The following is a 23,800-nucleotide window of genomic DNA, read 5'->3' as shown; positions in this document are numbered from 1 at the left end:
ATTTTACTTTTTATTCGTTCCAATTTTATCATCAACTGCTTTTTGAGCCGCCTTTAGTCCCTTATCAATATCCAACTTTCCATATATGGAATCACCGACCAATTTATCCACTTCTTCGGCTACAAAACCATTGTACTTATAATCAAAGATTTTAAGTGTATTTTGCATTTCAGGATTTTTTATTAAAAATGATTGTGGTAATTCTTGATATTCGGGATTATCTAATGTCGCTAATGCGGCAGGGTTTTGGCCAGCTTTCGCCCATGGAAGTGAATTTTCTCTGACATAATCAAGGAACTCCATTATTCCTTTCGTCTTTTCTTCTGTTCGATTTTTGTCCTTAAACATCACGAATTGATGAGAGGACGTCCAGTTTACAATTTTATCAGGTGCAATCTGGGGAAAGCTTGTTAAACCCCATTTTAGGTTCTTCGCTTCATTTACACTATTTTGCATCCAAATTCCTTCTGGGTAAAAGATTGCCTTACCAGACTTGAATAACTGACCTGGGTCTTCTCCATCCTTGTTAGCAATTTTTCCATCAACTAACCCTTTTAATAGTTCTAATGCTTTCTTTGCTTCTGGCGTATTAAGAGTTGCTGCTTCACCGTCACTAGTTATATCTCCACCAAGTTGATTGTAAATCGATAAGAAGATTGGCCTCGTCCATGTTATACCAATACCAGTGATTTTATCCTTTTTAGACAATTCTCCAGCTGCCTTTATTTCATCAAAGGTAATCACGTTATCATCGAGTGCATGTGGTGCATATTTTTCTAGTAAATCCTTATTGTAATACATGACAAAACTGTGTACATCCAAGGGGACACTATATCTACTTCCATTAATATCACCAATGTTCCAGCCTGCCGGTACATAGTTTTCAGCTTTAATTTCAGGATGGTCTGCCAATTTATCGTCATAAGTGGTTAATAGGTCGTTCTCAACAAACTGTTTAATTCTCTCAGCATGGACAATTGTAAGATCAGGGATACCCTTTCCAGAGTTAACAACTGTTGGGATCTTTTTATACATATCATCTGCTTCAATGGATACATTCTTTATCTTGAATTTTGGATTTGTCTTGTTATATTCATTAACAATTTGTTTCATATTCTCGCCATCAGGCCCTGTAAACGGATTCCAATATACAATTTCATTTTTAGCTGAAGAAGAGCCCCCGGATCCTGAACTAGAAGAACTGCATCCCGACAAAGCCATCATAACCACAAAAAGTATTGAGAACATGAATACTGATATTTTTCTCATTGGTTTTCCCCCTGATTTTTTATTATTAAACTGATACCCTAACAGCTTGAAGTTGTACCCCCTCCCAATTAAATACAGGTTAATGAATAGCAAGTACACTTTTAACTAAATAGTTTACTATATAAATCCCCTTGGCTGAACTTTTACAATTTTCAGACACACAGGATTATACCTAATTACCAATCTAGCCATTATTTATTGTTAATTGCCCTTATTTTGTTTACGTCTACCTTAGCTTCTCGATTTTCCTTTAATAAGCCGTTAACCTCTTGCTGCACATCGGTAATTTGTGTATAGCAAAATCCACTAATATATGGAGTATCTTTTATTGCTTGTGTAATGGATTCATAACGGTGTAAGAACTCTTCTTCACTCTTTACCTGATTACCATAGCCCCAGCCTTTTTCAGAATTGAAGGCAATACCGCCATATTCACTGATGATAATCGGCTGGCCTTTATATTTATAGCCCTGTGCCATCGCATGTTTAAAGTTATTAAATGCTATCTCATTTTGAACTACCTTTTCTTTATCGCTATATCGCTTTAAGAAATCATCACCATATTCTACATAATCGTGAAGGGAGATAATGTCTGAAATGGTATGCTCCCATCCATCGTTTACAATAACGGGTCTCATACTATCAATAGCCTTTGTAAGATGGTAGATCCCCTCGGTAAACTTTTGCTGCTTTTGGTTTGTATAAATGTTTTTCACACCCCAAGATTCATTAAACGGGGTCCATGTAATGATGCAGGGGTGATTATACTGTTGTTTAACAACCTCTATCCATTCTTCTGTAAAGTTCTGGACAGCCTCATCTGAAAACTCATAGGTTGCAGCCATTTCAGACCAAACAAGCAGACCTTTCTTATCAGCCCAATAAAGGAAACGCTGATCTTCCACTTTCATATGCTTCCTTACCCCGTTGAAGCCCATCTCCATTGTTCGATCAATATCCTCAATGATTGCTTCATCTGAAGGCGGTGTTAAATGCGACTCTTCCCAATAACCCTGATCTAAAATAAGTTTTTGATAGAGTGGAGTATTATTCAATAATACGTTCCCATTCTCAATTGAAATCTTTCTCATTCCAAAATAGGACTTTACGTTATCCACTACTTCACCATTCTTAAATAATGTAAATTCGACATCATATAAATTAGGAGTTTGTGGACTCCAATGGACAACTCGCCAATGATGAAATTCACTTGCAATATTCGTCTTGATTGCTTGATATGGACGATTTACCGTTTGCTCAAATGCTTTAATTGACTCTCCATTAAATGAAATAGTTGTTTTCAAGACTAATGATGGATCAATATTTCCTGAAACTTCATAGGCAAACTCCACTGATTCTGTATCTATATCAGGAGTGATCTTGACCGCTTGAACATGGTTGTCATTTAAAAACTCAAGCCAGACTGTTTGCCAAATTCCTGTTGTTTGAACATACCAGCATTCATAACTATCCTCTAACCATCTTTGTTTTCCTCTTGGTTGGAAGCAACTTTGACTGTCTTCTATTTTCACAACCAAATTTAATTCATTTTTCTCATTTACATAATTCGTTATATCAAAAGAGAAAGCGATTTGCCCACCTTTTCTTTCCCCAACAAAAATGCCGTTCACCCACAGCTTTGTTATATAATCAGCTGCTTGGAAATGAAGGATTACATTCCTTTTTTCATACTCACTAGAAATCATTACGCTTTTTTGATACCAGACATTAGAACAAAATGCTTCTTCACCAATTCCACTGGCTTTTGTTTCATATGTAAAAGGAACAATAATCTTTTTATCAAAATTTGGTTCCTTGAACCACTTTTCCTTTTCACCTTGGTTCTCTCTATCAAACTTAAAATTCCATTCACCATTTAAATTCATCCAGTCTGCCCTTTCGAATTGAGGACGCGGATATTCACTTCTCGGAATGTTCTGTTCTGTCATTTTATATAACTCCCTTTTATAGCATTTATTAAAAAATTCAGTTATTGAAAGTGTTTACATTCATATCTTATAGTAAGTTTTATAGTGTTAATATACTAAACTTAATATAAAATATACTTTTCAACAAAAAGTAATTTATTTATATCTGCTCACCATACTTTTTTAAAAACAAAACCCAAACGAGGATCATGCCTACGTTTGGGTCCTAAGTAATTTTATTGTATTTAGAGCTATGTTGGAATCATTTTCGACAATTCATTCTCACTAATTTTAAGTTCAACAGGGACATATATTCTTTTCGGTTCGTAAATACCTTCTATTTGTTCTAACAGCAAATCAACTGTTTTTTTACTACATTCTTCGATATCCTGCTTAATAAACGTAACTCCAGATATACCAGGTGAATCAAAGGTTAGTAATTCGATTTCCTGACATCCATCGCTCTTTAAAGAACTTATCGCTAAATGCGTATATGCCGCTAATTCTGCATTCATAGTAAAAATAGCTGTCATTTCAGGTTTACTGATTAGAAATTCTTTAATGAGTTTGGGGGTTTTATGCTGAGAAATATCATTGAAACCAAGTGTTAGCCAAAGATTCTTATTAATGGTCGTTCCCCGTTTTAAAAAGGCATTTTCAAACCCCTTAGCCCTCTCGTCAGTCACTGTATTAGTGATGATTGGGGAAATAAGCCCTATATGCTTATGCCCTTTATTTAATAGGTACGAAATAGCTTCTTGAGTCCCTGCTTTATTTTCAGATGTCACGCTATACGTTAAAATATTCTCCATATACCTATCAATTAATACAAATGGAAATTTATCAAGTGAAAGTCTTAGTACCGCATCATTGTAAGTTTCTTTTTCTGTAGGGAAAATAATCATTCCCTTAACGTCCATTTTTCTAAACATCTCAATTGCATCTGCTTCTTCAAACTGAGACTCTCTTGTGATCTTTATAATAAGATGATGACCATTCTTTGAGACGTATTTCTCAATATAATTGACAAATTCTTGCTCAATTTTTGTTTTCATACTTGGAAGAATAAGACCTATTAACCCTTCCTGCTCATACGTTGGTCTGATTGAAGCCGTAAGGTCACTTTCACAAACAAAGGTTCCTCTCCCTTTAATTCTTTCAACTATCCCTTCTTCAGCGAGGCCGACTAGTGCATTTTTAGTAGTAATCTGACTAACATGAAATTTTTCGGTTAATTCCTTTTCCGAGGGAACACGGTCACCGACTCGTAGCTTACCCGATTGAATTTGCTCTTTTATTTTATTTTTGATTTGTTGATACAGAGGTTCATTTTTAATCTCAACTCACCCTTAACTCATATTAATACAACTCATACTAATTATATTAATACTTAATATACATTATTACAACCTCGTTAGAATAAAAAAAAGCCTTCTATCCCACTTTTAAGGGATGAAGGCTTTTTTGCTGTTATTCGTATTATTTCTTCAACTTAATACATTTCAGAAGTGGTCTTCGCTTGCATATGAAGCAATAAGTAATCTGGACCGCCTGCTTTTGAGTCGGTACCAGACATATTGAACCCTCCGAATGGCTGGTAACCAACGATGGCTCCTGTACAAGAACGATTGAAGTATAGGTTTCCAACATGGAAATCTTCACGTGCTTGCTCTTGGTGCGCACGGTTATTTGTGATCACTGCACCTGTTAAACCATACTCTGTGTTGTTAGCGATTTCGATTGCTTCCGTGAAATCCTTCGCTTTTGTGAATCCAACAACAGGGCCAAAGATCTCTTCCTGCATAATACGAGCTGTAGGAGAAAGTTCAGCAATAATAGTTGGTTGGATGAAATAGCCTTTGGAATTATCACCTTCGCCGCCAGCCATCAATTTACCTTCTTGCTTGCCAATCTCAACGTATTCCATAATCTTTTTGAACGCATTATTGTCATTAACCGGTCCCATGAATGTACCTTGGTCGGTTGGGTCACCCACTGTTAAATGTTGAGTTAATTCCACCGCACGGTTTAATACTTGATCATAGACATCTTCAACAATAACGGCACGAGAGCAAGCAGAACATTTTTGACCAGAGAAGCCAAATGCACCGGCAACGATAGATTGTGCCGCAAGTTCAAGATCTGCTTCACTGTCCACGACAATTGTATCTTTCCCGCCCATTTCAGCAATTAGGCGCTTCATCCAAACTTGGCCTTTGTTCACCTTAGAAGAACGGTCGAAAATACGAAGACCTACATCACGTGAGCCTGTAAAGCTGATGAAACGAGTATCCTTATGGTCAACTAAATAATCCCCTACTTCAGATCCGCTGCCTGGTACAAAGTTCAACACGCCTTTAGGAAGACCTGCTTCTTCCATAACCTCAACAAACTTTGCAGCAATAATCGGAGTGGTAGAAGCTGGTTTTAATAACACCGTATTTCCAGACACGATTGCTGCTACCGTTGTTCCTGCCATGATAGCAAACGGGAAGTTCCATGGTGAAATAATAATGCCCACGCCTAGTGGAATATAGTCATAACGATTAAATTCATTTGGACGGCTATTTACGGGTACACCATCTTTTAACGCCAGCATTTGGCGGCCATAATATTCAAGAAAGTCTATGCCTTCAGCAGTATCTGCATCTGCTTCTCTCCATGGCTTACCTGCTTCTTTTGTCATTAGCGCTGAAAACTCGTGTTTACGGCGGCGAACGATGGCAGCCGCTTTAAAAAGAACATCCGCCCTAACCTCTGGTTTTGTTTTCTTCCATGTTTTAAAAGCTTCTACCGCAGCCTGCATCGCTTTTTCAGCAAGCTCTTGGTTCGCTTTGGAAACACGGCCAATTACTTCTTCTTTATTTGATGGATTATAAGAGACGATCTTATCTTCCGTTGTAATTCGTTCCCCGCCGATCACAAGGTCGTAATCCTGACCTAAGTAGCCTTCCACTGTTTCTAAAGCTTTAAGGTAGGCCTGACGGTTTTCTTCAATTGTAAAATCGGTAAATGGTTCATGTTTGTAAGGTTGTATCATTTCTAAACCCCTCCTACATATGTATTAAAACGTTTACACCCAAAACTCATTCTACATGATTCACTGCATAGTATCAAATGGAAAAGACCCAGCACGTTCACTGGATCTTATTGGTAAATATGAACGAACGGTTCTTCTTCATTTGCCTTTCGCACAATCAATGCTTCCGGTCCGTCGACTGAGGTAACACTTACAGAAACAGAAAGATATTTTGGAAAATGCTGCAATACTAACCCTGTCACATATTGCGTAAACCCGATCCCTTCCATTTTCCCATAGAATTGAATCGGAATAGTAATATTTAAGTCCTGCAGCTGATCGCCAACGTAAAAGGCTCTACCGATGACCCCATTAAAGTTTGGAAAATATTCTTCCACGTCCTGTTTAAAGTTTAAGAAAGCAATTGTATCATCACGGTGATCATTTTGCGCTTCGGTTGACGGGAATAAATAGTATTTCTCATCTACCTTTTCCCAGCCATTTAAACTGGTGCTCCCTTGATCAACAGTGGTATAGGCAAAGAAATGGCCAGGTGTCACGGAGGATTTACTTTCTTGTTCAAATAAAGCAACCGTAATCGGAACATCCTTCAACGTTTTCGTTGCACGTGCCCGTTTGACCACTTCTTCGGCTATTTTCTTCCCTTCCCTTTCCATGTCAGCAAACTCAATCTTCTTCTCAAACGTATCACCATCAGGCGTTAATTTATAATAATAGATAGAGTTCATGGCAAGTCCTAAGGTAACACCTGCAAGTTTAACATTATCCCCTTTATCATCTTTAGTCAGATAGTCATGTTCTAAAATATGCGCTAGATAAATGGGGCTTGAGGGATCAGCACCCGTCGCACTGTTATCAACCGGGTTTAGTCCGATATTATCTTCAGACTTGATATTTTTTGCCTTAAGCTGTTCATCTGTATATTTGCGGTTTAGCCACAGCCTAACGGTCTTTGCTTTAATTTCTTGACCTTCCCGAAAAAAATACTTGTCGGTATCGAAGCTATTCTGAGCGATTCGCATTAAACCCATTTCAAATTCATTTAAATCATACCGTGTATTGATATTATTGACGACCAATCCACGCGCTTCCCCTGGTTGAAATGGCAGAACCGTTCGGTAATAGTTGTCCGATATATTATATTTAGGAATAATCGCCTTTCCTTTCGCTTTCTCCTTTGTTTGAACAGCTTCATTTTGCTTTTGAAAGTTTGGTGCACAGGCACTCAGCAAAAAGACAAGGGAGAGAGCGAGCAATGAGAATTTTCTCACGTCGATCCACCTCTTATTTATTTAGTTCTACTAAAAGCTTCTCCTCGTCCCACACTTCAATACCCAGTTCTTGCGCTTTCGTTAACTTCGAACCCGCATCTTCTCCCGCGATAACGAGATGTGTTTTTTTACTAACACTGCCAGCAACATTTCCGCCTAGTGCTTCAATCTTTTCCTTCGCTTCAGTCCGCGATAGTTGCTCAAGCTTTCCTGTAAGGACTACCGTTTTCCCGGCAAAGATAGAGTTGGATTCAGCGACGGAGACAGGTTTCGCTCCCTTATACTCCATATTAACTCCAGCAGTAACCAATTCTTTTAAAAGCTCCATCGCTTCCTCTTGTTCAAAAAAAGCAACGATGGAATCAGCCATCTTATCACCGATTTCATTGATCGCAATTAGATCCTCTTTTGTGGCTGCGGCTAGCTTTTCCATTGTCAAAAATGCTTGCGCAAGCGTTTTTGCCGCCTTCGCGCCAACATGACGAATACCAAGACCAAATAGCAGTTTTTCAAGAGAATTTCCTTTTGATGTTTCAATTGCATTTAATAGATTGGTGACGGACTTTTCCCCCATTCTTTCAAGGGCTAACAACTGTTCACGTGTAAGCTTATAAATATCAGCGACATCATGGATTAACTTTTCAGCAAAGAGCTGGCTAATGACCTTTTCCCCAAGGCCATCAATGTTCATGGCATCACGCGAAACAAAATGAATCAGGCCTTCACGAATTTGCGCCGGACATTTCGGATTAATGCAGCGTAGTGCTACTTCACCTTCAAGGCGGACAAGCTCACTTTCACATTCAGGACAGTGAGTTGGCATGTAGAAATCCACTTCGTCACCTGTTCGTTGATCAAGAAGAACATTCACGACCTCCGGAATGATATCGCCTGCCTTTTTAACTACGACCTTATCACCAATTTTAATATCCTTTTCCCGGATTAAATCTTCATTATGCAAGGATGCACGCTGTACGGTTGTCCCGGCAACTTTAACCGGTTCGAGCAGCGCTGTTGGCGTAATCACGCCAGTTCTGCCAACACTCAATTCAATATCTAAAAGAGTTGTGATTACTTCTTCCGCAGGAAACTTATACGCAATTGCCCAGCGCGGGCTTTTGGCCGTTGTACCGAGCTCTGCTTGCTGCTGTAGAGAATCGACTTTGATGACAATTCCATCAATCTCATAAGGAAGATGCGGACGCTTTTCAACCCAGCCATTCACATACGAAATCACATCGTCAATCGTTGCACAAGTTTTCCGTTCTTTATTTGTTTTAAAGCCGAGATGATCTAAGTAATCAAGACCTTCACTATGGGAGATAACGCCGCTTGCTCCTGTATTGCCTATCCCATATAAAAAGACATCCAGCTTTCTTGAGGCGGCAATTTTCGGATCAAGCTGCCTAAGCGACCCAGCGGCCGCATTTCTAGGATTGGCAAACAACTCCTCACCGCGCTCTTCTCTCGCTTTATTCAACGTTTCGAATGAACGTTTTGGCATATAGGCCTCACCACGAACCTCTAAAGACACATTTTCTCGTAAGCGAAGCGGAATGGATTTAATTGTTTTTACATTTGCGGTAATATCTTCACCGATCGTTCCGTCACCGCGAGTTGCCCCTTGAACAAATAAACCATCTTCATACCGTAAAGAAACAGCAAGGCCGTCGATTTTTAACTCACAAACATACAAAACGTCATCCCCTGCTGCCTGACGCACTCTGCGGTCAAAGTCTCGTAAATCTTGTTCATTAAAGGCATTGCCCAAACTCAACATCGGGGTACGATGTTCCACTTTTTCAAATAGATCAAGTACCGCACCACCAACGCGGATGGAAGGAGAATCAGGTGTTTTTAACTCTGGGAACTTTTCCTCAAGTACCAAGAGTTCCTGCATAAGTCTGTCGTATTCCGCATCCGGTACTGTCGGAGTGTCTAGCACATAATATTCATAGCCATATTGATGTAATAGGCTTCTGATTTCATTGATTTTCTGTTCAGCCAATTGAAGGTCCATATATTCAGCCCTTTCATTAGGTAATTCTAACTTAGGAAAGCACTATATTACCTGTATAAACAGGCAATATAGACTCTACCCCTAATTTTATGCCTTATTAATTGGTGCGAACTTCGCCAGTAGGCGCTTGATGCCAACAGGGCTCGGAAAAGCAATATCCAGCTCGATTCCTTCCCCTTGACCTTTCACACTTACAACTGTTCCAATACCCCATTTTCCATGTTCCGCTTTGTCGCCGACCTTCCAGCCGACTTCTTCGCCACCGGAGGAAGCTGAAACAGGCCTCATGACCGGCTTTCTTGGGGTTGCTGGCGTGCTGAAAGAACTTTTAGGGGAAGCAAATGAGCTACTCGATGAACCAAATGATCTTCTGCCTCCGGAACCAAATGGCGTATTCATCCGTTTTTCCGGTTCCACACCCTCAATTAGGTCTTCCGGTATTTCAGCAATAAACCTGGAAGCCGGGTTCATATTGGTCCTACCGAACAATGTTCTCATTTGAGCATTCGTGATAAATAAGCTTTGCTCTGCTCTTGTGATTCCCACATAGGCAAGTCGGCGTTCTTCTTCCATCTCTGCCTCTTCCATAAGCGAACGGCTGTGAGGGAAGACCCCTTCTTCCAAGCCGATTAAGAAAACAACCGGAAATTCCAAGCCTTTTGCTGAGTGCAAGGTCATTAAGGTAATAGAATCGACCTTTTCCCCCTCATCATCGAGAGAATCTATATCTGCAACAAGTGCCAAATCTGTTAAAAAGGCTACGAGGCTTTTATCTTCATTGGCTTCTTCAAAGTTTTTCGTTACCGATAAAAATTCCTCAAGGTTTTCTAAGCGGCTTTGAGCTTCAAGTGATTTTTCCGCCTTGAGCATCTCCCGATAGCCCGACTTTTCGAGAACTTCCTCTACTAATTCTGTGACGGAAAGGAATTCTTGCATATTGGTATAATTACGAATTAAATCATGGAATTCACGTGCTGCCTTCGTTATTTTCGGACTTAGTCCGATTAATTCAACTGAGTCCAAGGCTTGATAGAGCGAAATATCGTGCATCGCTGCGAAATTGGCAATTTTATCAACCGAGGTTGAGCCAATTCCCCGTTTTGGAACATTAATCACTCGCTGCAAGCTGATATCATCATCCGGATTGGAAATCAACCGTAAATACCCAAGCATATCCTTGATTTCTTTTCTGTCGTAGAACTTAATGCCGCCGACGATGGCATATTCAATATTTGATTTAAGTAATACTTCCTCCATGACACGGGACTGGGCATTTGTACGATAAAGAATCGCGATATCTGAAAGCTTTTTACCTTCTCGCGTTAATTCTTTAATTTTTCCAGCAACAAATTGGGCCTCACCTTGCTCACTGTCAGCACGATAGTAAACTAGTTTATTTCCTTCAGGGTTTTCCGTCCACAGATTTTTCGCCTTACGGTTCATGTTGTTTTCGATTACTTTATTGGCCGCAAGAAGAATCTTTTTAGTGGAGCGATAATTCTGCTCTAGAAGAATCACCGTTGCCCGCGGATAGTCTTTTTCAAACGAAAGAATATTGGCGATATCCGCTCCGCGCCACTTGTAAATGGACTGATCGGAATCCCCGACAACGCAAAGGTTTTGAAAACGCATAGCTAACATCTTCACCAGCATATATTGTGCTCTGTTCGGTTGCGATAGGTAAGAGTTTGAAGTCATCTCCGTCTTTTCCCCCGCTTAGTACCGTACGTGAGACTTTCACCTCATACGGCACCCCATCAACTATTAGCTCGTTACATTATTTATTACACAGTTCCCAACACGTTTACGAAGGTCGTTAACTTTACTCAGTTTTTCCTCATTAAGATTTATTATTGATAAATATTTCTTAATGGTTCTGTCATTGACTGCGTGAATTAATTTATGAACATCCTTTGTGATGAACACTAAATTTTGATAAGAGTCTGTTCCACCTTTGGATTTAGGTTTCTTATGGTGTAGTTCCATATTGCCTATCTCCAATTCGCTACCCGTGATTCCACATTTCCCTAGTTGTGCGACGTACTTAGATAAACGATTATCATTGTACTCCATACTTTCGGATTTAATAGGATTTTCCATCAGATAGTGAACCATAGAAGGTGATACGGCTTCTTGGTTGCTATGAATCAAGACTCTTCCTTCTGCAGTATAACTGTTTTTCTCTTGAGTGAAGTTGATTGGTTTCTTGTGTTTTACTCCATCTATTGGAAATAGAGCTAATCCACAAGCAAAGATTTTTTTCTTACCTAGATAATCTTTGTAAGCAATTTGGTGATATTTTGTTACCACACCATTTTTGCTTTTAACCTTCTTTAATTTGTTGTACAGGATTCGTTTGACCGAGTAAGCAATTTCACTGAAATCTTTGACCGCTTCGGTAGCCTGTCGATAGTAGTTGTGTGAGCCAAGAATGGTAGAGTTAAACTTTGTCACTTCGGCTTTCTTTTGCAGCCTGTTTATACTCTCTAACTTGGTCTTAATATTTTCAACTGTTTTTCGTCTGGCTTTATCCGACATTTGCGATTTTACAACACGCTTTTTACCTTTTGGAATCACCTTGAATTTGAAACCAAGGAACTCAGAATAGTTTTTCCGTAAGTTCACTACTTTCGATTTTTCTTGACTAATCTCTAAGCCTAATCTTTCTTTTAACCACTTCTTTACTGCCTCAAATACAGTAAAGGCTGTTTGATGGTCACGACAAAAAATTTTGAAGTCATCAGCGTATCTTACAATAAACATTTCCTTCAACTTTGAAGTACGTTTAAGCTCTCTGTACTTCAATGATTGGTCTTTCCGCATTTTACTTCCAATTACACGGTACCTTATATAATCCCGTTTAGTCTCAAATGTTTCCCATTGGTTACTAATCCACCAATCAAATTCATTTAAAACCACGTTTGAAAGTAATGGCGATAAAATTCCGCCTTGTGGAGTCCCTTTTGTCGGTTTTCCAACTCCTTTTATTTCAGCTTTGAGCAGTTTACTTATGATCGAAAGTATTTGTTTATCCCTAATTCCTAATGACCAGAGTTGTTTTAGTAGTTTCCCGTGGTCAACGTTATCAAAGAAGCCTTTAATATCAACATCTACAACATAGTGTAGCTTGTTTTTATTAGCTAGTGTGACCGCTCTTGAAAATGCGTGCAGTGTTCCACGGTTAGGACGGAAACCGTAACTATGTTTGTGAAACTTAGCTTCGCATATAGGCTCTAATACCTGTTTAAGACACTGCTGGATAAGTCTATCTTCGATTGTTGGTATTCCGAGCGGTCTAACTCCACCATTAGGTTTTGGAATTTCCTTACGTCTAACCTTATGAGGTTTATAATCCTCAAGTCTGTTTTCAACATACTTTACAAGTGTATTGGGACTTCTAAGACCTACTTCAAAGATGGTGTTATTGTTAACCCCTGCCGTTTTGCTACCTTGATTTTTCTTGATGTTTCGAAAAGCCAGTTTCACATTAGCTGGATGAACCACCAATTCATATAGGTTGTTGAAAGTTTTTCCTTCAGCACTTAACTTGTAAAGATTGTCGAACATATTTTGCGCGTTGTAATACTCATTATTTCTCAGCTTTTGCCTTTTTAACTTCTTCGGTTTCGTTTTGGTATCAGTCAATTACTCACCTCATTTACAAACCTAGGCGATTTGTAAATTTCAGCTTTCACTTCTCTTAGTCATACCCGAACCTGATTTCTGTGTGTTAAATGTTCGTCTTCTATTAGTTGACTAGTGGCTATCCCTCCACTGCTTGTTATCACAGCTTCAAAGGTACTATGCCACCACCTTCACCGATATAAAGTTAGTTATACATTTAGAATGCTTTCCTAACACCGCTTCACTGAGTGCAAACTCTCCACGTTATCGGCTTACCACGTTCCAAGAATCATATCTATACATATACCCTTAGATGATTCCTCTAGCCCTGTTAGCTGGATGGTGCCTATAACACCATAAGGTATTTCATAAAGACAAATTTTACTCTACCTCACTAACCCTTACAAGAAGGACTATCCATTTCGAATAGCTATACCTCTAGAGCCGTACCTTCGGAATTTTGTCCATAGATGGTTGTTTCATCTACATTCTCATCATAGGTATTTTGTAGAACCCCGGTCTATCAGTCATACCCTCTGCCTCCAGAGAGCTTTCCTCGACTTTACGTTAGGATGACCTTCAACCGACTTCACCGAGCTTATAACCCTCAGGTGTTTTGCACCACCCGAACGCTATTCGGAGGATTAGGCGAGCCTTTCAGGGCGTTACCCCTTCATTCGACTCTTCAGATTCTCAGTTCTCCTAGATTACATCTAGTGGCTAACCTTTTCAGTTAGCAACGTGTCGCACTATCCTGATACTCATCAACATGAATATATTGAAATTTACGCTGATAATTTTCTAGTACTTCCGGCACTCTTTGAAACAATTGAATGGTCATCATGATTAAGTCATCGAAATCGAGCGCTTGGTTTTTCCGTAAACGCTTTTGGTATTCTGTATACACTTCACTAACGGTTTGTTCAAAATAACCGCCAGACACTTTCGCATATTCTTCCGGATCGATGAGTTCATTTTTAGCCGAGCTGATGGATCCTAAGATTGCCCGTGGATCAAACTTTTTCGGGTCGATATTTTTGTCTTTTAGGATTCCTTTTATCACCGATTGTTGGTCGGTTGTATCAAGAATCGTAAAATTTCGGCTAAAGCCCATCCGGTCGATGTCGCGGCGTAAAATCCGGACGCACATTGAGTGGAAAGTGGAAATCCAAATTTCCTCTGCTGCTCCGCCCATCATTTTTCTAATCCGTTCCTTCATTTCGCGAGCGGCCTTGTTGGTAAACGTAATCGCCAATATATTATAGGGATTTACACGTTTTTCAACAATTAAATAGGCAATCCGATGCGTTAATACTCTTGTTTTTCCACTTCCAGCGCCTGCCATTAGTAAAAGTGGGCCGTCTGTCGCTTTAACAGCGTTTTGCTGCTCCGGATTCAGTCCGTTCAAAAGCTTGTCTGTTAAAAATTGCATTTCTTCCACCACCATTTACAAACATTTGTTCTTATTTTATTGTAGCGCTCTGATCGTGCTAAAGCAAATTCTATTTAACTGATTTTACCGTTTCTAGTGCTTGTTCAAAATCTTCATATATGGCATTTCCGACGACAATTACATCGGCATGCTTGGCCATTTCTACAGCCTGTTCCATCGTGGCGATACCACCGCCATAAAACAGGGTTGTTTTTTCAAGCACCTTTTTCACATCGGCTACAACTTTGGGATCTCCGTATTTACCGCTGTATTCTAAATAAAAAATTGGCAGCTGAAACATTTTTTCAGCCATCATCGCGTAGGCCTTAACATCATCAGTTGTTACGTTTGCATCGGCACTAGTCAGCTGTGCCACCTTGCAATCCTCATTTAAAATGCAATACCCCTCCATGGCGAATTCTTCCCAATCCATGATTTCGCCAAATTCCTTTACAGCCTGATGGTGAAGCCCAGTAATCCACCTCGCATCACTGCTATTTAAGATCGTTGGGATAAAATAAAGGTCAAAACCGGGTGTAACAGTCTCAATGCTTGACACTTCAAGGACACAGGGGACCGTATAGCGGCGGACTCTTGCCATTAAATCAAGGACATTTTCGAGTGTCACCCCGTCCGTCCCTCCTACCATTACTGCATCTGTACCTGATTCACAGATTTTTTCTAATTGATTGTCTGTTATTTCTTTATTTGGATCGAGTTTAAACACATGCCGCCACTCGCGAAAATCATACATCCGTGGTCCTCCCCTTCTTCTATCCATTTCACCATTATAGCATTTGGAGAATCGATAAAAAAAGGAAACAGTAATTCAAATTTTAGAAATGTTACCCATTGGATAAGAAAAGGGCAAGGCGCCTGGAGCTGGACATTTCTCAGAGTCGAAATTTTTACTTCTTTATTCAAAGCGAAAAACCGAAGAGTTACCTCTTCGGTTAGATTGCGATAAACTGCTCTTTTATTCTTCTTCCGCTTTGCTATTTTCTTCTTTAACACGTTCCAGTACCATTTCATACGTATCATTTCCAAAGTTTAAACAGCGTTTGACACGGGAAATTGTTGCCGTGCTTGCCCCTGTCTCTGTTTCAATTTTATGATACGTATTTCCATCACGCAGCATTCTTGCCACGTCTAAGCGCTGGGCTAACGATTGGATTTCATTGATGGTACATAAATCATCAAAAAAGCGATAGCATTCTTCAAGATCCTTTAATGAAAGAACCGCTTGAAATAATTGGTCAAGTTCTTTTCCCCGTAATTTATTAATTTGCATGTCCTTTACCCCTTTAATTGTTTAAAATCTATTCCCCATTAAAAGAAACGCTCTTTTGAAGTCCAGGGCTTGTTGGCACGACATTAACCCAAGTCTTTCCTTGCACAAATGGCACTTCTTCACCATTTTTCACAGGAACAATTCTGCCCTTCTTATTCGCCCACTCCACTTCATTGACCTTCCCTTTTTGTAACAAGTACCCTTTTCCACCTGAATTTAAATCAATTTTCTTATGCCCCACTTCATCCACTACTTGATGAAGTGTTTCGATAATAAAAATATTATCCAGCAAAATCGGTTCATTTGTGTCTAAATCAACCGTTTGCTCGCCACCAGAAAAACGCTTATATTTGCCAAGTGATTCATCATACTCGTAAGATGCATTGGAAAATGCATTCCTTGAATAGGAAATCGCCACTGATTTGGCATCGGATCCCGTTACCTTTTTACTGTCTTCTTCAGACATAAAGGTAAAACTTGGCGGGCTAGTTTCCATGGAATATTTCTTTTCGGCAGCGCCTTTTAAAACATTTTCATACGTGATATAGGAATTATGTGGCGCTTTACGTGTGCTAGACCTTTTAAATAACGTGCCATCGTAGACCATTCCATTTATATTGTCGACATAATTGCTATCGAGCATTTTCCGAGCTTCCTCACTATAGCCATGAGCAATATAAAAAGCATCCAATCCTTTGGCGAGTTCAATATAATAGGCCCTTGAACTTCTTACAGGCCCAATATTGTCAGGCTTTTCACTTTGAAAAACAGCCATAAAGCGCGTAACATCACCTTCGGCAAGCAGTTCATATACGATATCTGCTTTATGCAATCCCGATTGCGGTCTAGCTTTCGGATCATTATTAATCATGGCAGCTACTGCTCTACCGTCTGTTTTTTCTTCAGATCCTATACCCGTTAATGGAAAGGAATATGGATTCTCTTTCTTCTCCTCAACTTTTTCCACAACTTTTTCGATCGCTTTTTCTTTCTTTTCTGTTTGTTTTACAGTTTCTTTACTACTACAACCTGAAAGCAGTAACAGTACAGCTGCTGCGGCAACCGCCCATTTTTTCATATTTATAAACACCTCAATTTCATCACCAAGCTGTAAAATACTTTTATGCTTTACCCCTTTACTTACTAACAGTTTAACGCATTATTGACGGAAAGAGTACTGTTTTATTCATGACATCGTACATTCCCTGCTGCGTAATCCGAATGTATGGCAAATGAGTGGCAGAGAAGAAGGCGAGGCTATAAATTGGGTCTGAAAATTTGTAGCCCCTCTCTTTTAACTCTAGTAATAATTTTTTTTCTTGTTCAATTAATTTTTCGACTGGCAGTTCTGACATTATTCCGCTCAGATTTAACGGCACCTCGCAAACCACCTCGGCATTCTCTACCATGACAATGCCCCCGCCTAACTCTTTCATTCTATTAAATGCATGAACAATATCCTGCTTATTTTTTCCAATTAAAATAATATCGCCGGAATTGGAGTAGGAACTGGCCAATGCCGGTAAAGTGGTGGCAAATCCTTTCAACAATGTATTGATTCTCCACTTACCATTTCGATCCATCAAGGTAAAAAAGCATTCATCATGACTGGTCGGTAATTCATCCACTGAAGCATCAATAGCAATCGAATACGGTTTGGTGATGACGGAGTTTTCCATCTTGATCCCAAATGGCATTGAAAATTGTAAATCATCCGTGGTTAGATCCCAATCCAGCTCCAATGGTTTAAGCCCGTATTGATCCCAAGAATTTGCCGTATAAGCACCTTCCACTTGGACTCCATTACGCTTTACCCATTTTCCTTTTGCCAAAACGGAAACCGGCGTCGGATTTTCTATGCTTGATAAAAAGTTAATATTTGCAACGCGTCCAGTGGCAATCATCCCATGGATATGGTCAATATTGTAGTATTTCGCGATATTGGCCGTTGCCATATTATACGCATCAATGATCGGGACACCTTTTTCAATGGCAATTCGTATCATTTGATCGTTCATGCCCTGCTCATAAAAAGTAGAAGAGGACCCATCGGTATTGAATAGTAATCGATCATATGCCTCAATCCCTAATCGTTTCATATCGTCCAGAAGCTGCGGCAAATCAGGACGAATGGATGAGTATCGTAATGACACCATGTATCCTTGCATTAAACGATTGTAAACCTCTTCACCCGTCATCGCTTCATGATCACAATCCGCACCTAACAGCATCATTTTCGCTAACGTCTTTTCCGATGCTCCAGGAAAGTGGCCTTCGATCTTCTTGCGCATCCGTTTGGCCTCTTGAATCCAATGAAGCATCATATCATCGCCATCAAGCAGTTTTGGCCAGCCCGTCAACTCACCGCCCTGTAGGACAGCATCATGCTCAAGCCACGTTTTAACATTACTATGCGAAAAAATTTCTTCTTCATTCAAAATTTCCGTTTGCGAATCAAAACGGCACCACCAAAACATTGTGGTAGGAATGGAACGAAGATCTCTTAATAATGAAAACGCTTCCCGTTTTTTTAAGTGTAAAATCAAGGCCATGTTATCATTAATCAGCGTTGTTGTCCCAAATTGCGATGCATAAGCTGCCAATGTCAGGGGATTATATAATTGAAACGGATGTGCATGCGGTTCAATGTATCCAGGGACAAGGATCTCATTGGTGCAATCAATGATTTCACAGGTTTCCATATTTGGAGGTAAGTTTTCACCAACATAAACAATTCGATCTTCATAAATCCAAATATTCGCTCTCATCCATTTCCGGAATGTCTGATTTAAATACAAGGCATTTTTCAATAAGATGGATGGAGATGTTTTCCCATCTAAAACGGATACATGCATGCGTAAGTGTTTATTTTTCCAGCGGTAGCGTTGTTCCAGCATACCATGACCCTCCCTTTAAATACTATCTATTTCATAATAAGTTGATTTAACAGTAAAGAAAGCCCTTACAATAAAATTTCTTTAGATACTATACTATCATATTTTACTATTTAAAGCAGTAAAGAGTTGATAAATATTGTAAAATTTTTGTGAAGGAGTGAACATTTTGAACATAAAGCCTAATATCGGAATGTTAAACGCATTGATTCGTATTACCTTTGGGTTTACCATCCTTGCTTGGAGTACCGCGAAGCTTGTCAAACACCCGTGGAGGGATTCTTATTTATTTGCAGCGTTTTGTGGGGCGATGAAGGTTGCAGAGGGAATTGTCCGCTATTGCCCAGTAACAGCATTGTGTGAAAGATGCAGTGATATGATTCAGGAGCATAACCAGGCAACGGATTCCATGGACGGGATGGAAGGCCTGGATACCGATGCGATCGTGCCTTATAATCCTTCTTAACGGTAAAAGGATGATGAAGGACTAATCTTTTTAAAAACCCACTAAAGTGTCCTTCATCCCACCGATGAAGGACTAATCTTTTTAAAAACCCACTAGAGTGTCCTTCATCGCGCTTATGAAGGACACTCTACTCTTACCTTAGAACAGAAAGTATCGCTTTAGCCCCAATATCTCTCCGATAAAAAACACCGTCACAAGTTAACTTCTCTAGTTCGCCATACACCTTTTCTTGGGCTTCCGCCAAGTTCGAGGCTTTCGCTCCAACAAGAAGCACTCGGCCACCGGCAGTGATAAAATGACCCTTTTCATGTAAAACCGTTCCCGCATGAAAAGTTACGACTTCATCATTAAAATCAGCTAACCCTGTCAACTCAGCACCCTTTTCATAAACCTCTGGATACCCTTTTGCAGCGATGACAACCCCAACCATTGACTGGGGATCCCACTCAAGCTCAGGGCTTTTTCCATCCAACAGTTCTAGAATCACTGAAACAAAGTCAGAATTCAGTCTTGGCAGCACCACCTGCGTTTCCGGATCCCCAAAACGAGCATTAAACTCGATGACTTTCGGGCCGTCAACCGTTTTTATCAAGCCTGCATATAGAATGCCGCAAAAACTGCGTCCCTCTTGCACCATCGCTTTTGCAGCCGGAATAAGAACGGTGTCGATTGCCACTTGAACGGAATCAGTTCCAATCTGCGGCACCGGTGAATAAGCACCCATCCCGCCAGTATTCGGCCCCTGGTCGCCATCAAATGCCCGCTTATGATCCTGAGCGATTTCAAGCGGCACGACCACTTCGCCATTCACAAATGCCATCAATGAAAATTCCTCACCGCTTAAAAATTCCTCAATTACCACACGGGAAGAAGCGTCACCAAACTTCGCGTCCACAAGCATTTCTTCAAGAGCCGACAGGGCTTCCTCTTTCGAAAAAGCCACTGTGACACCCTTTCCGGCAGCTAACCCGTCCGCCTTGATCACAATAGGCGCGCCTTTTTCTTCCACATATTGACGTGCCTCTTCATACGAAGTAAACACCGCATAGTCTGCAGTTGGAATCTGGTATTTCTTCATCAATTCTTTCGCAAAAGATTTGCTTCCTTCAATCTCAGCGGCAGCTTTCCGCGGTCCAAACACAGCCAACTCTGCCGCTTCAAATTTGTCAGCAAGCCCCTCCAACAAAGGAACTTCCGGCCCAATAATCGTTAAGCCTACACCTTGTTCTTTCGCAAATGCAATCAACTGTTCGTGCTGTGATTCCACAAACGGAATAAGCTCCGCCACATTTGTCATTCCAGCGTTACCCGGTGCGACAAATACTTTTTCAACAAGCGCACTTTCGCTTACTTTTTGACAAATAGCATGTTCTCTGCCGCCGCGGCCAATGATTAATACCTTCATCCATCACACCTCGCTTTAATGTTTAAAGTGTCTAACTCCCGTAAATACCATGGCAATCCCGTATTCGTCTGCCTTTTTGATTGAATCCGCATCTTTAATCGAGCCGCCTGGCTGAATGATGGCCGTAATTCCCGCTTTTGCTGCAGCTTCAACGGTATCATCCATTGGGAAGAATGCATCTGACGCAAGGGCTGCGCCTTCAGCTTTTGCACCTGCTTGCTTCAAGGCAATTTCAGCAGAACCCACGCGGTTCATTTGACCGGCACCAATTCCTAGAGTCATATCTTCACTAGTAACCACAATGGCATTCGATTTTACATGTTTGACAACCTTCCAGCCAAGTTTTAATGCTTCCCATTCTGCATCTGTCGGTTGCCGCTTCGTCGGAATGGTAATTTCCGCATCCACTAGTGAATAACGGTCTTGATCCTGAACAAGTACTCCGCCCTCAATCGTTGTCATTTTCCGTTCAGCTTTTTTACCGCCATCAAACGAAATCGTTAACAACCGAAGATTCTTTTTCCCTGTTAAAATCGCTAACGCTTCCTCTGAGAAAGACGGTGCAATCACGATTTCTAAGAAAATTTCATGGAGTTTAGCAGCCGTGTCCGCATCTACCTCACGATTAAAGGCAACAATTCCCCCAAATATAGATACAGGATCTGCGGCAAACGCCTTGGAAAAAGCATCATACCCTGTTTTGCCTGTACCGACACCGCATGGGTTCATATGCTTGACCGCCACCGCAGCTGGTTCCGAAAATTCCTTCACAATTTGCAATGCAGCATCAGCATCATTGATATTGTTATAAGAAAGTTCTTTGCCGTGAAGCTGTTCGGCATAAGCAATCGAGAATGTAGAACCAAGTGGCTTTTTATAAAAAGCGGCCTGTTGATGGGGATTTTCTCCGTATCGTAAGCCCTGCTTTAATTCATATGTAACGGTTAATTTTTCTGGTGTTTCTTCCCCTGCAAGGTCTGTCATATAACCGGCAATGAGGGCATCGTAGGCAGCCGTGTGACGGAATACCTTTGCTGCTAGCTTTCTTCTTGTTTCAAGCGTCGTACTACCCTCCGCTGCTAATTCCGCTAGCACTGTTGGATAATCTGAAGGATCCACAACCACAGTTACATATTGATGATTTTTCGCGGAAGCACGGAGCATGGTTGGACCGCCGATATCGATATTCTCGATGGCATCAGCAACCGTCACGTCCGGCTTTTCAATCGTTTGCTGGAAGGGGTAGAGATTTACACAGACAAGCTGGATGGGTACAATCCCATGTTCATCCAACTGCTTTACATGTGAATGGTCGTCCTGTTTCGCCAACAATCCGCCATGAATAAAGGGATTTAATGTTTTCACACGTCCCTCTAATATTTCCGGAAAACCTGTAACATCACTAACACCAAGGACAGCAATCCCTTGCTCCTGCAGCGTTTTTTTCGTACCGCCGGTTGAGATAATTTCAAAACCAAGATTCACTAATTCTCTTGCAAATTCACTAACACCGCTTTTGTCAGATACACTAATAAGTGCGCGCTTTTTTGTCATTCGTAACCTCTCCTTGTGTTAACAGCATGTGTAAGATAGATGGATAAAGTTTGTGCTCAACAAGTTGAATCTTCTTTTGTAAGCTTTCTCTTGTTTCATTTTCCTCAATCCGGATTCGTTCCTGGACAATGATGGGACCTGTGTCCATTCCTTCATCAACGAAATGAATGGTTACCCCGGTCCAATTTGCTTTCGCAGTTAATGCCTGACCAATCGCATCCTTACCAGGAAAAGCCGGCAGCAAGGATGGGTGGATATTGACGATTCGTCCTTCAAACTCTTTTAATAGAGTAGGTCCAATCAACCGCATATAACCGGCAAGGACAATGAAATCAACATCCTTTAGCCGCGCGGCGATTTCTGTCTCATATTCGGCCTTACTTGAATAATCTTTCGCGCTAAAAATAAAACAAGGAATTTTATTGGCTTTCGCTCTTTCAATCGCAAAAGCTCTCGGTTGATCACATACTAACAAGGAAATTTCTGCCGGCAGCAGCCCTTCTCGAATCACATTAATGATCGCTTGAAAATTACTGCCGCTGCCTGAAGCAAACACCGCTATCTTTTTCATCGGCGGCCACCAAAGCCCTTAATTTCGATTCCTTCTTGCTCGGTAACAACACCGATTTCATAAGCCGTTTCACCAAGTTCTGTGAAATGCGCCAGTACATCTGCCGCATCTTTCTGATCAACCGCAACGACCATGCCAATACCCATATTAAAAATATTATACATCTCTTGGTATTCGATTTGTCCAACCTCAGAGATCAACTTAAACACAGATGGAATACGCCAGCTTTTTTCATTCAATTCGGCGCCAAGTCCAGCTGGGAGCATCCTTGGAATATTCTCAATAAATCCGCCGCCTGTAATATGGGCCATTCCTTTGATTTGGAATTTTTTCAATGCCGCCAAAATCGGTTTTACATATATTTTCGTCGGTTTCAGTAATTCCTCGCCCAAAGTACACCCTAGTTCATCAACCACCTCAATTAATGACCAGTTGTTAAACACTTTTCTGACGAGTGAGTAACCATTACTGTGAATCCCGCTTGATGCTAAGCCGATCAACACATCACCAGGGGTAATATTTTCTCCGGTTATTACTTGCGGCTTTTCACAAGCCCCCACCGAAAACCCGGCAAGATCATACTCATCCTCACGATAAAGGCCCGGCATTTCCGCCGTTTCCCCGCCAATTAAGGCACAGCCGGCCTGTTCACAGCCGTCGGCAATCCCTTTAACGATTGCTTCAATTTTTTCAGGAATGGCCTTGCCGCAGGCAATATAATCTAAAAAGTAAAGTGGCTCCGCACCTTGGACCACAATATCATTCACGCACATCGCCACTGCATCAATTCCAATCGTATCGTGACGATCCATCATGAACGCAATCATCAGCTTCGTGCCAACGCCATCGGTGCCTGACACCAAAACTGGCTCTTTTAATCCAAGAGCGGAAAGATCAAACATGCCGCCAAAGCCGCCAAGGCTCCCAACCACACCTGCTCTTTTCGTTCGCTGTACATGCTTTTTCATCCGCTCAACGGCTTCATAGCCTGCTTCGATATTTACTCCGGCTTGTGTGTATGCATTTGCCATGACC

General features: G+C 40.7%; 16 protein-coding genes and 2 pseudogenes. 1 reads left to right on the top strand and 17 read right to left on the bottom strand.

Features of this window, described 5'->3' with window-relative positions; genetic code table 11:
* Positions 1-3 precede the first annotated feature (3 nt).
* The 13 genes and pseudogenes from RCG19_RS11605 to RCG19_RS11545 all read right to left on the bottom strand — a co-directional run bounded on the left by RCG19_RS11605 (position 4) and on the right by RCG19_RS11545 (position 18,772).
* Entirely contained in the window at positions 4-1,269 is a 1,266-nt protein-coding gene (locus RCG19_RS11605; protein ID WP_308110891.1) for an extracellular solute-binding protein, read from the bottom strand.
* Between the two features lie 191 nt (positions 1,270-1,460).
* The gene (locus RCG19_RS11600) at positions 1,461-3,218 is read right to left on the bottom strand and encodes a glycoside hydrolase family 2 protein (RefSeq protein ID WP_308110890.1); all 1,758 of its coding nucleotides are present in this window, start codon (positions 3,216-3,218) and stop codon (positions 1,461-1,463) included.
* A 230-nt stretch (positions 3,219-3,448) separates the two neighbouring features.
* Entirely contained in the window at positions 3,449-4,507 is a 1,059-nt protein-coding gene (locus tag RCG19_RS11595; protein WP_308110979.1) for a GntR family transcriptional regulator, read from the bottom strand.
* A gap of 182 nt (positions 4,508-4,689) precedes the next feature.
* Positions 4,690-6,237: an L-glutamate gamma-semialdehyde dehydrogenase gene (gene pruA, locus RCG19_RS11590; RefSeq protein ID WP_308110889.1), complete on the bottom strand. Its 1,548-nt coding sequence runs from the start codon at positions 6,235-6,237 to the stop codon at positions 4,690-4,692.
* Between the two features lie 107 nt (positions 6,238-6,344).
* Positions 6,345-7,508, bottom strand: coding sequence for a CamS family sex pheromone protein (locus RCG19_RS11585; RefSeq protein ID WP_166245908.1), 1,164 nt, complete (start codon positions 7,506-7,508; stop codon positions 6,345-6,347).
* Between the two features lie 13 nt (positions 7,509-7,521).
* Positions 7,522-9,528, bottom strand: coding sequence for an NAD-dependent DNA ligase LigA (gene ligA, locus RCG19_RS11580; protein ID WP_308110888.1), 2,007 nt, complete (start codon positions 9,526-9,528; stop codon positions 7,522-7,524).
* Positions 9,529-9,615: 87 nt separating this feature from the next.
* Positions 9,616-11,196, bottom strand: a pseudogene (locus tag RCG19_RS11575) (3'-5' exonuclease); the annotation flags it as partial.
* 96 nt (positions 11,197-11,292) lie between these two features.
* Positions 11,293-13,095 (bottom strand): group II intron reverse transcriptase/maturase, encoded by a 1,803-nt coding sequence (gene ltrA / locus RCG19_RS11570; RefSeq protein ID WP_374049613.1) that lies wholly within the window; start codon positions 13,093-13,095, stop codon positions 11,293-11,295.
* A gap of 805 nt (positions 13,096-13,900) precedes the next feature.
* Positions 13,901-14,584 (bottom strand): annotated as a pseudogene (locus RCG19_RS11565) (UvrD-helicase domain-containing protein); the annotation flags it as partial.
* A gap of 70 nt (positions 14,585-14,654) precedes the next feature.
* Positions 14,655-15,338, bottom strand: coding sequence for a heptaprenylglyceryl phosphate synthase (locus RCG19_RS11560; RefSeq protein ID WP_308110886.1), 684 nt, complete (start codon positions 15,336-15,338; stop codon positions 14,655-14,657).
* A gap of 222 nt (positions 15,339-15,560) precedes the next feature.
* Positions 15,561-15,875 (bottom strand): YerC/YecD family TrpR-related protein, encoded by a 315-nt coding sequence (locus tag RCG19_RS11555; protein ID WP_308110885.1) that lies wholly within the window; start codon positions 15,873-15,875, stop codon positions 15,561-15,563.
* A gap of 28 nt (positions 15,876-15,903) precedes the next feature.
* Positions 15,904-16,953, bottom strand: a complete 1,050-nt coding sequence (locus RCG19_RS11550) for a DUF3048 domain-containing protein (RefSeq protein WP_308110884.1) — start codon at positions 16,951-16,953, stop codon at positions 15,904-15,906.
* A gap of 73 nt (positions 16,954-17,026) precedes the next feature.
* Positions 17,027-18,772: an adenine deaminase C-terminal domain-containing protein gene (locus RCG19_RS11545; RefSeq protein WP_308110883.1), complete on the bottom strand. Its 1,746-nt coding sequence runs from the start codon at positions 18,770-18,772 to the stop codon at positions 17,027-17,029.
* A gap of 166 nt (positions 18,773-18,938) precedes the next feature.
* On the opposite strand from RCG19_RS11545, the gene RCG19_RS11540 reads away from it, so the two are divergent.
* A complete protein-coding gene (locus RCG19_RS11540) occupies positions 18,939-19,235 on the top strand; it encodes a YgaP family membrane protein (RefSeq protein WP_166245894.1) in 297 nt (98 codons plus the stop codon).
* Between the two features lie 133 nt (positions 19,236-19,368).
* Here the strand turns inward: RCG19_RS11540 and purD are convergent, their stop codons facing one another.
* From purD to purM, 4 genes are read right to left on the bottom strand one after another with little or no spacing between them, the layout of a single operon-like run.
* Entirely contained in the window at positions 19,369-20,640 is a 1,272-nt protein-coding gene (gene purD, locus RCG19_RS11535) for a phosphoribosylamine--glycine ligase (RefSeq protein ID WP_308110882.1), read from the bottom strand.
* Positions 20,641-20,655: 15 nt separating this feature from the next.
* On the bottom strand, positions 20,656-22,194 hold the full coding sequence (purH, locus tag RCG19_RS11530; RefSeq protein WP_308110881.1) for a bifunctional phosphoribosylaminoimidazolecarboxamide formyltransferase/IMP cyclohydrolase: 1,539 nt from the start codon (positions 22,192-22,194) through the stop codon (positions 20,656-20,658).
* Positions 22,169-22,765 carry a phosphoribosylglycinamide formyltransferase gene (gene purN / locus RCG19_RS11525; protein ID WP_308110880.1) on the bottom strand — a complete coding sequence of 199 codons (597 nt, stop codon included), beginning with the start codon at positions 22,763-22,765 and terminating at the stop codon, positions 22,169-22,171. Before purN ends, purH begins: the two co-directional genes overlap by 26 nt.
* Positions 22,762-23,796 carry a phosphoribosylformylglycinamidine cyclo-ligase gene (gene purM, locus RCG19_RS11520; RefSeq protein ID WP_308110878.1) on the bottom strand — a complete coding sequence of 345 codons (1,035 nt, stop codon included), beginning with the start codon at positions 23,794-23,796 and terminating at the stop codon, positions 22,762-22,764. Before purM ends, purN begins: the two co-directional genes overlap by 4 nt.
* Positions 23,797-23,800 lie beyond the last annotated feature (4 nt).

The sequence above is a fragment of the Neobacillus sp. OS1-2 genome (assembly GCF_030915505.1).
Lineage (GTDB): Bacteria > Bacillota > Bacilli > Bacillales > Cytobacillaceae > Neobacillus.
Note: the sequence above shows the minus strand (reverse complement) of the source record. Positions and strands in the feature narration are given on the sequence as shown.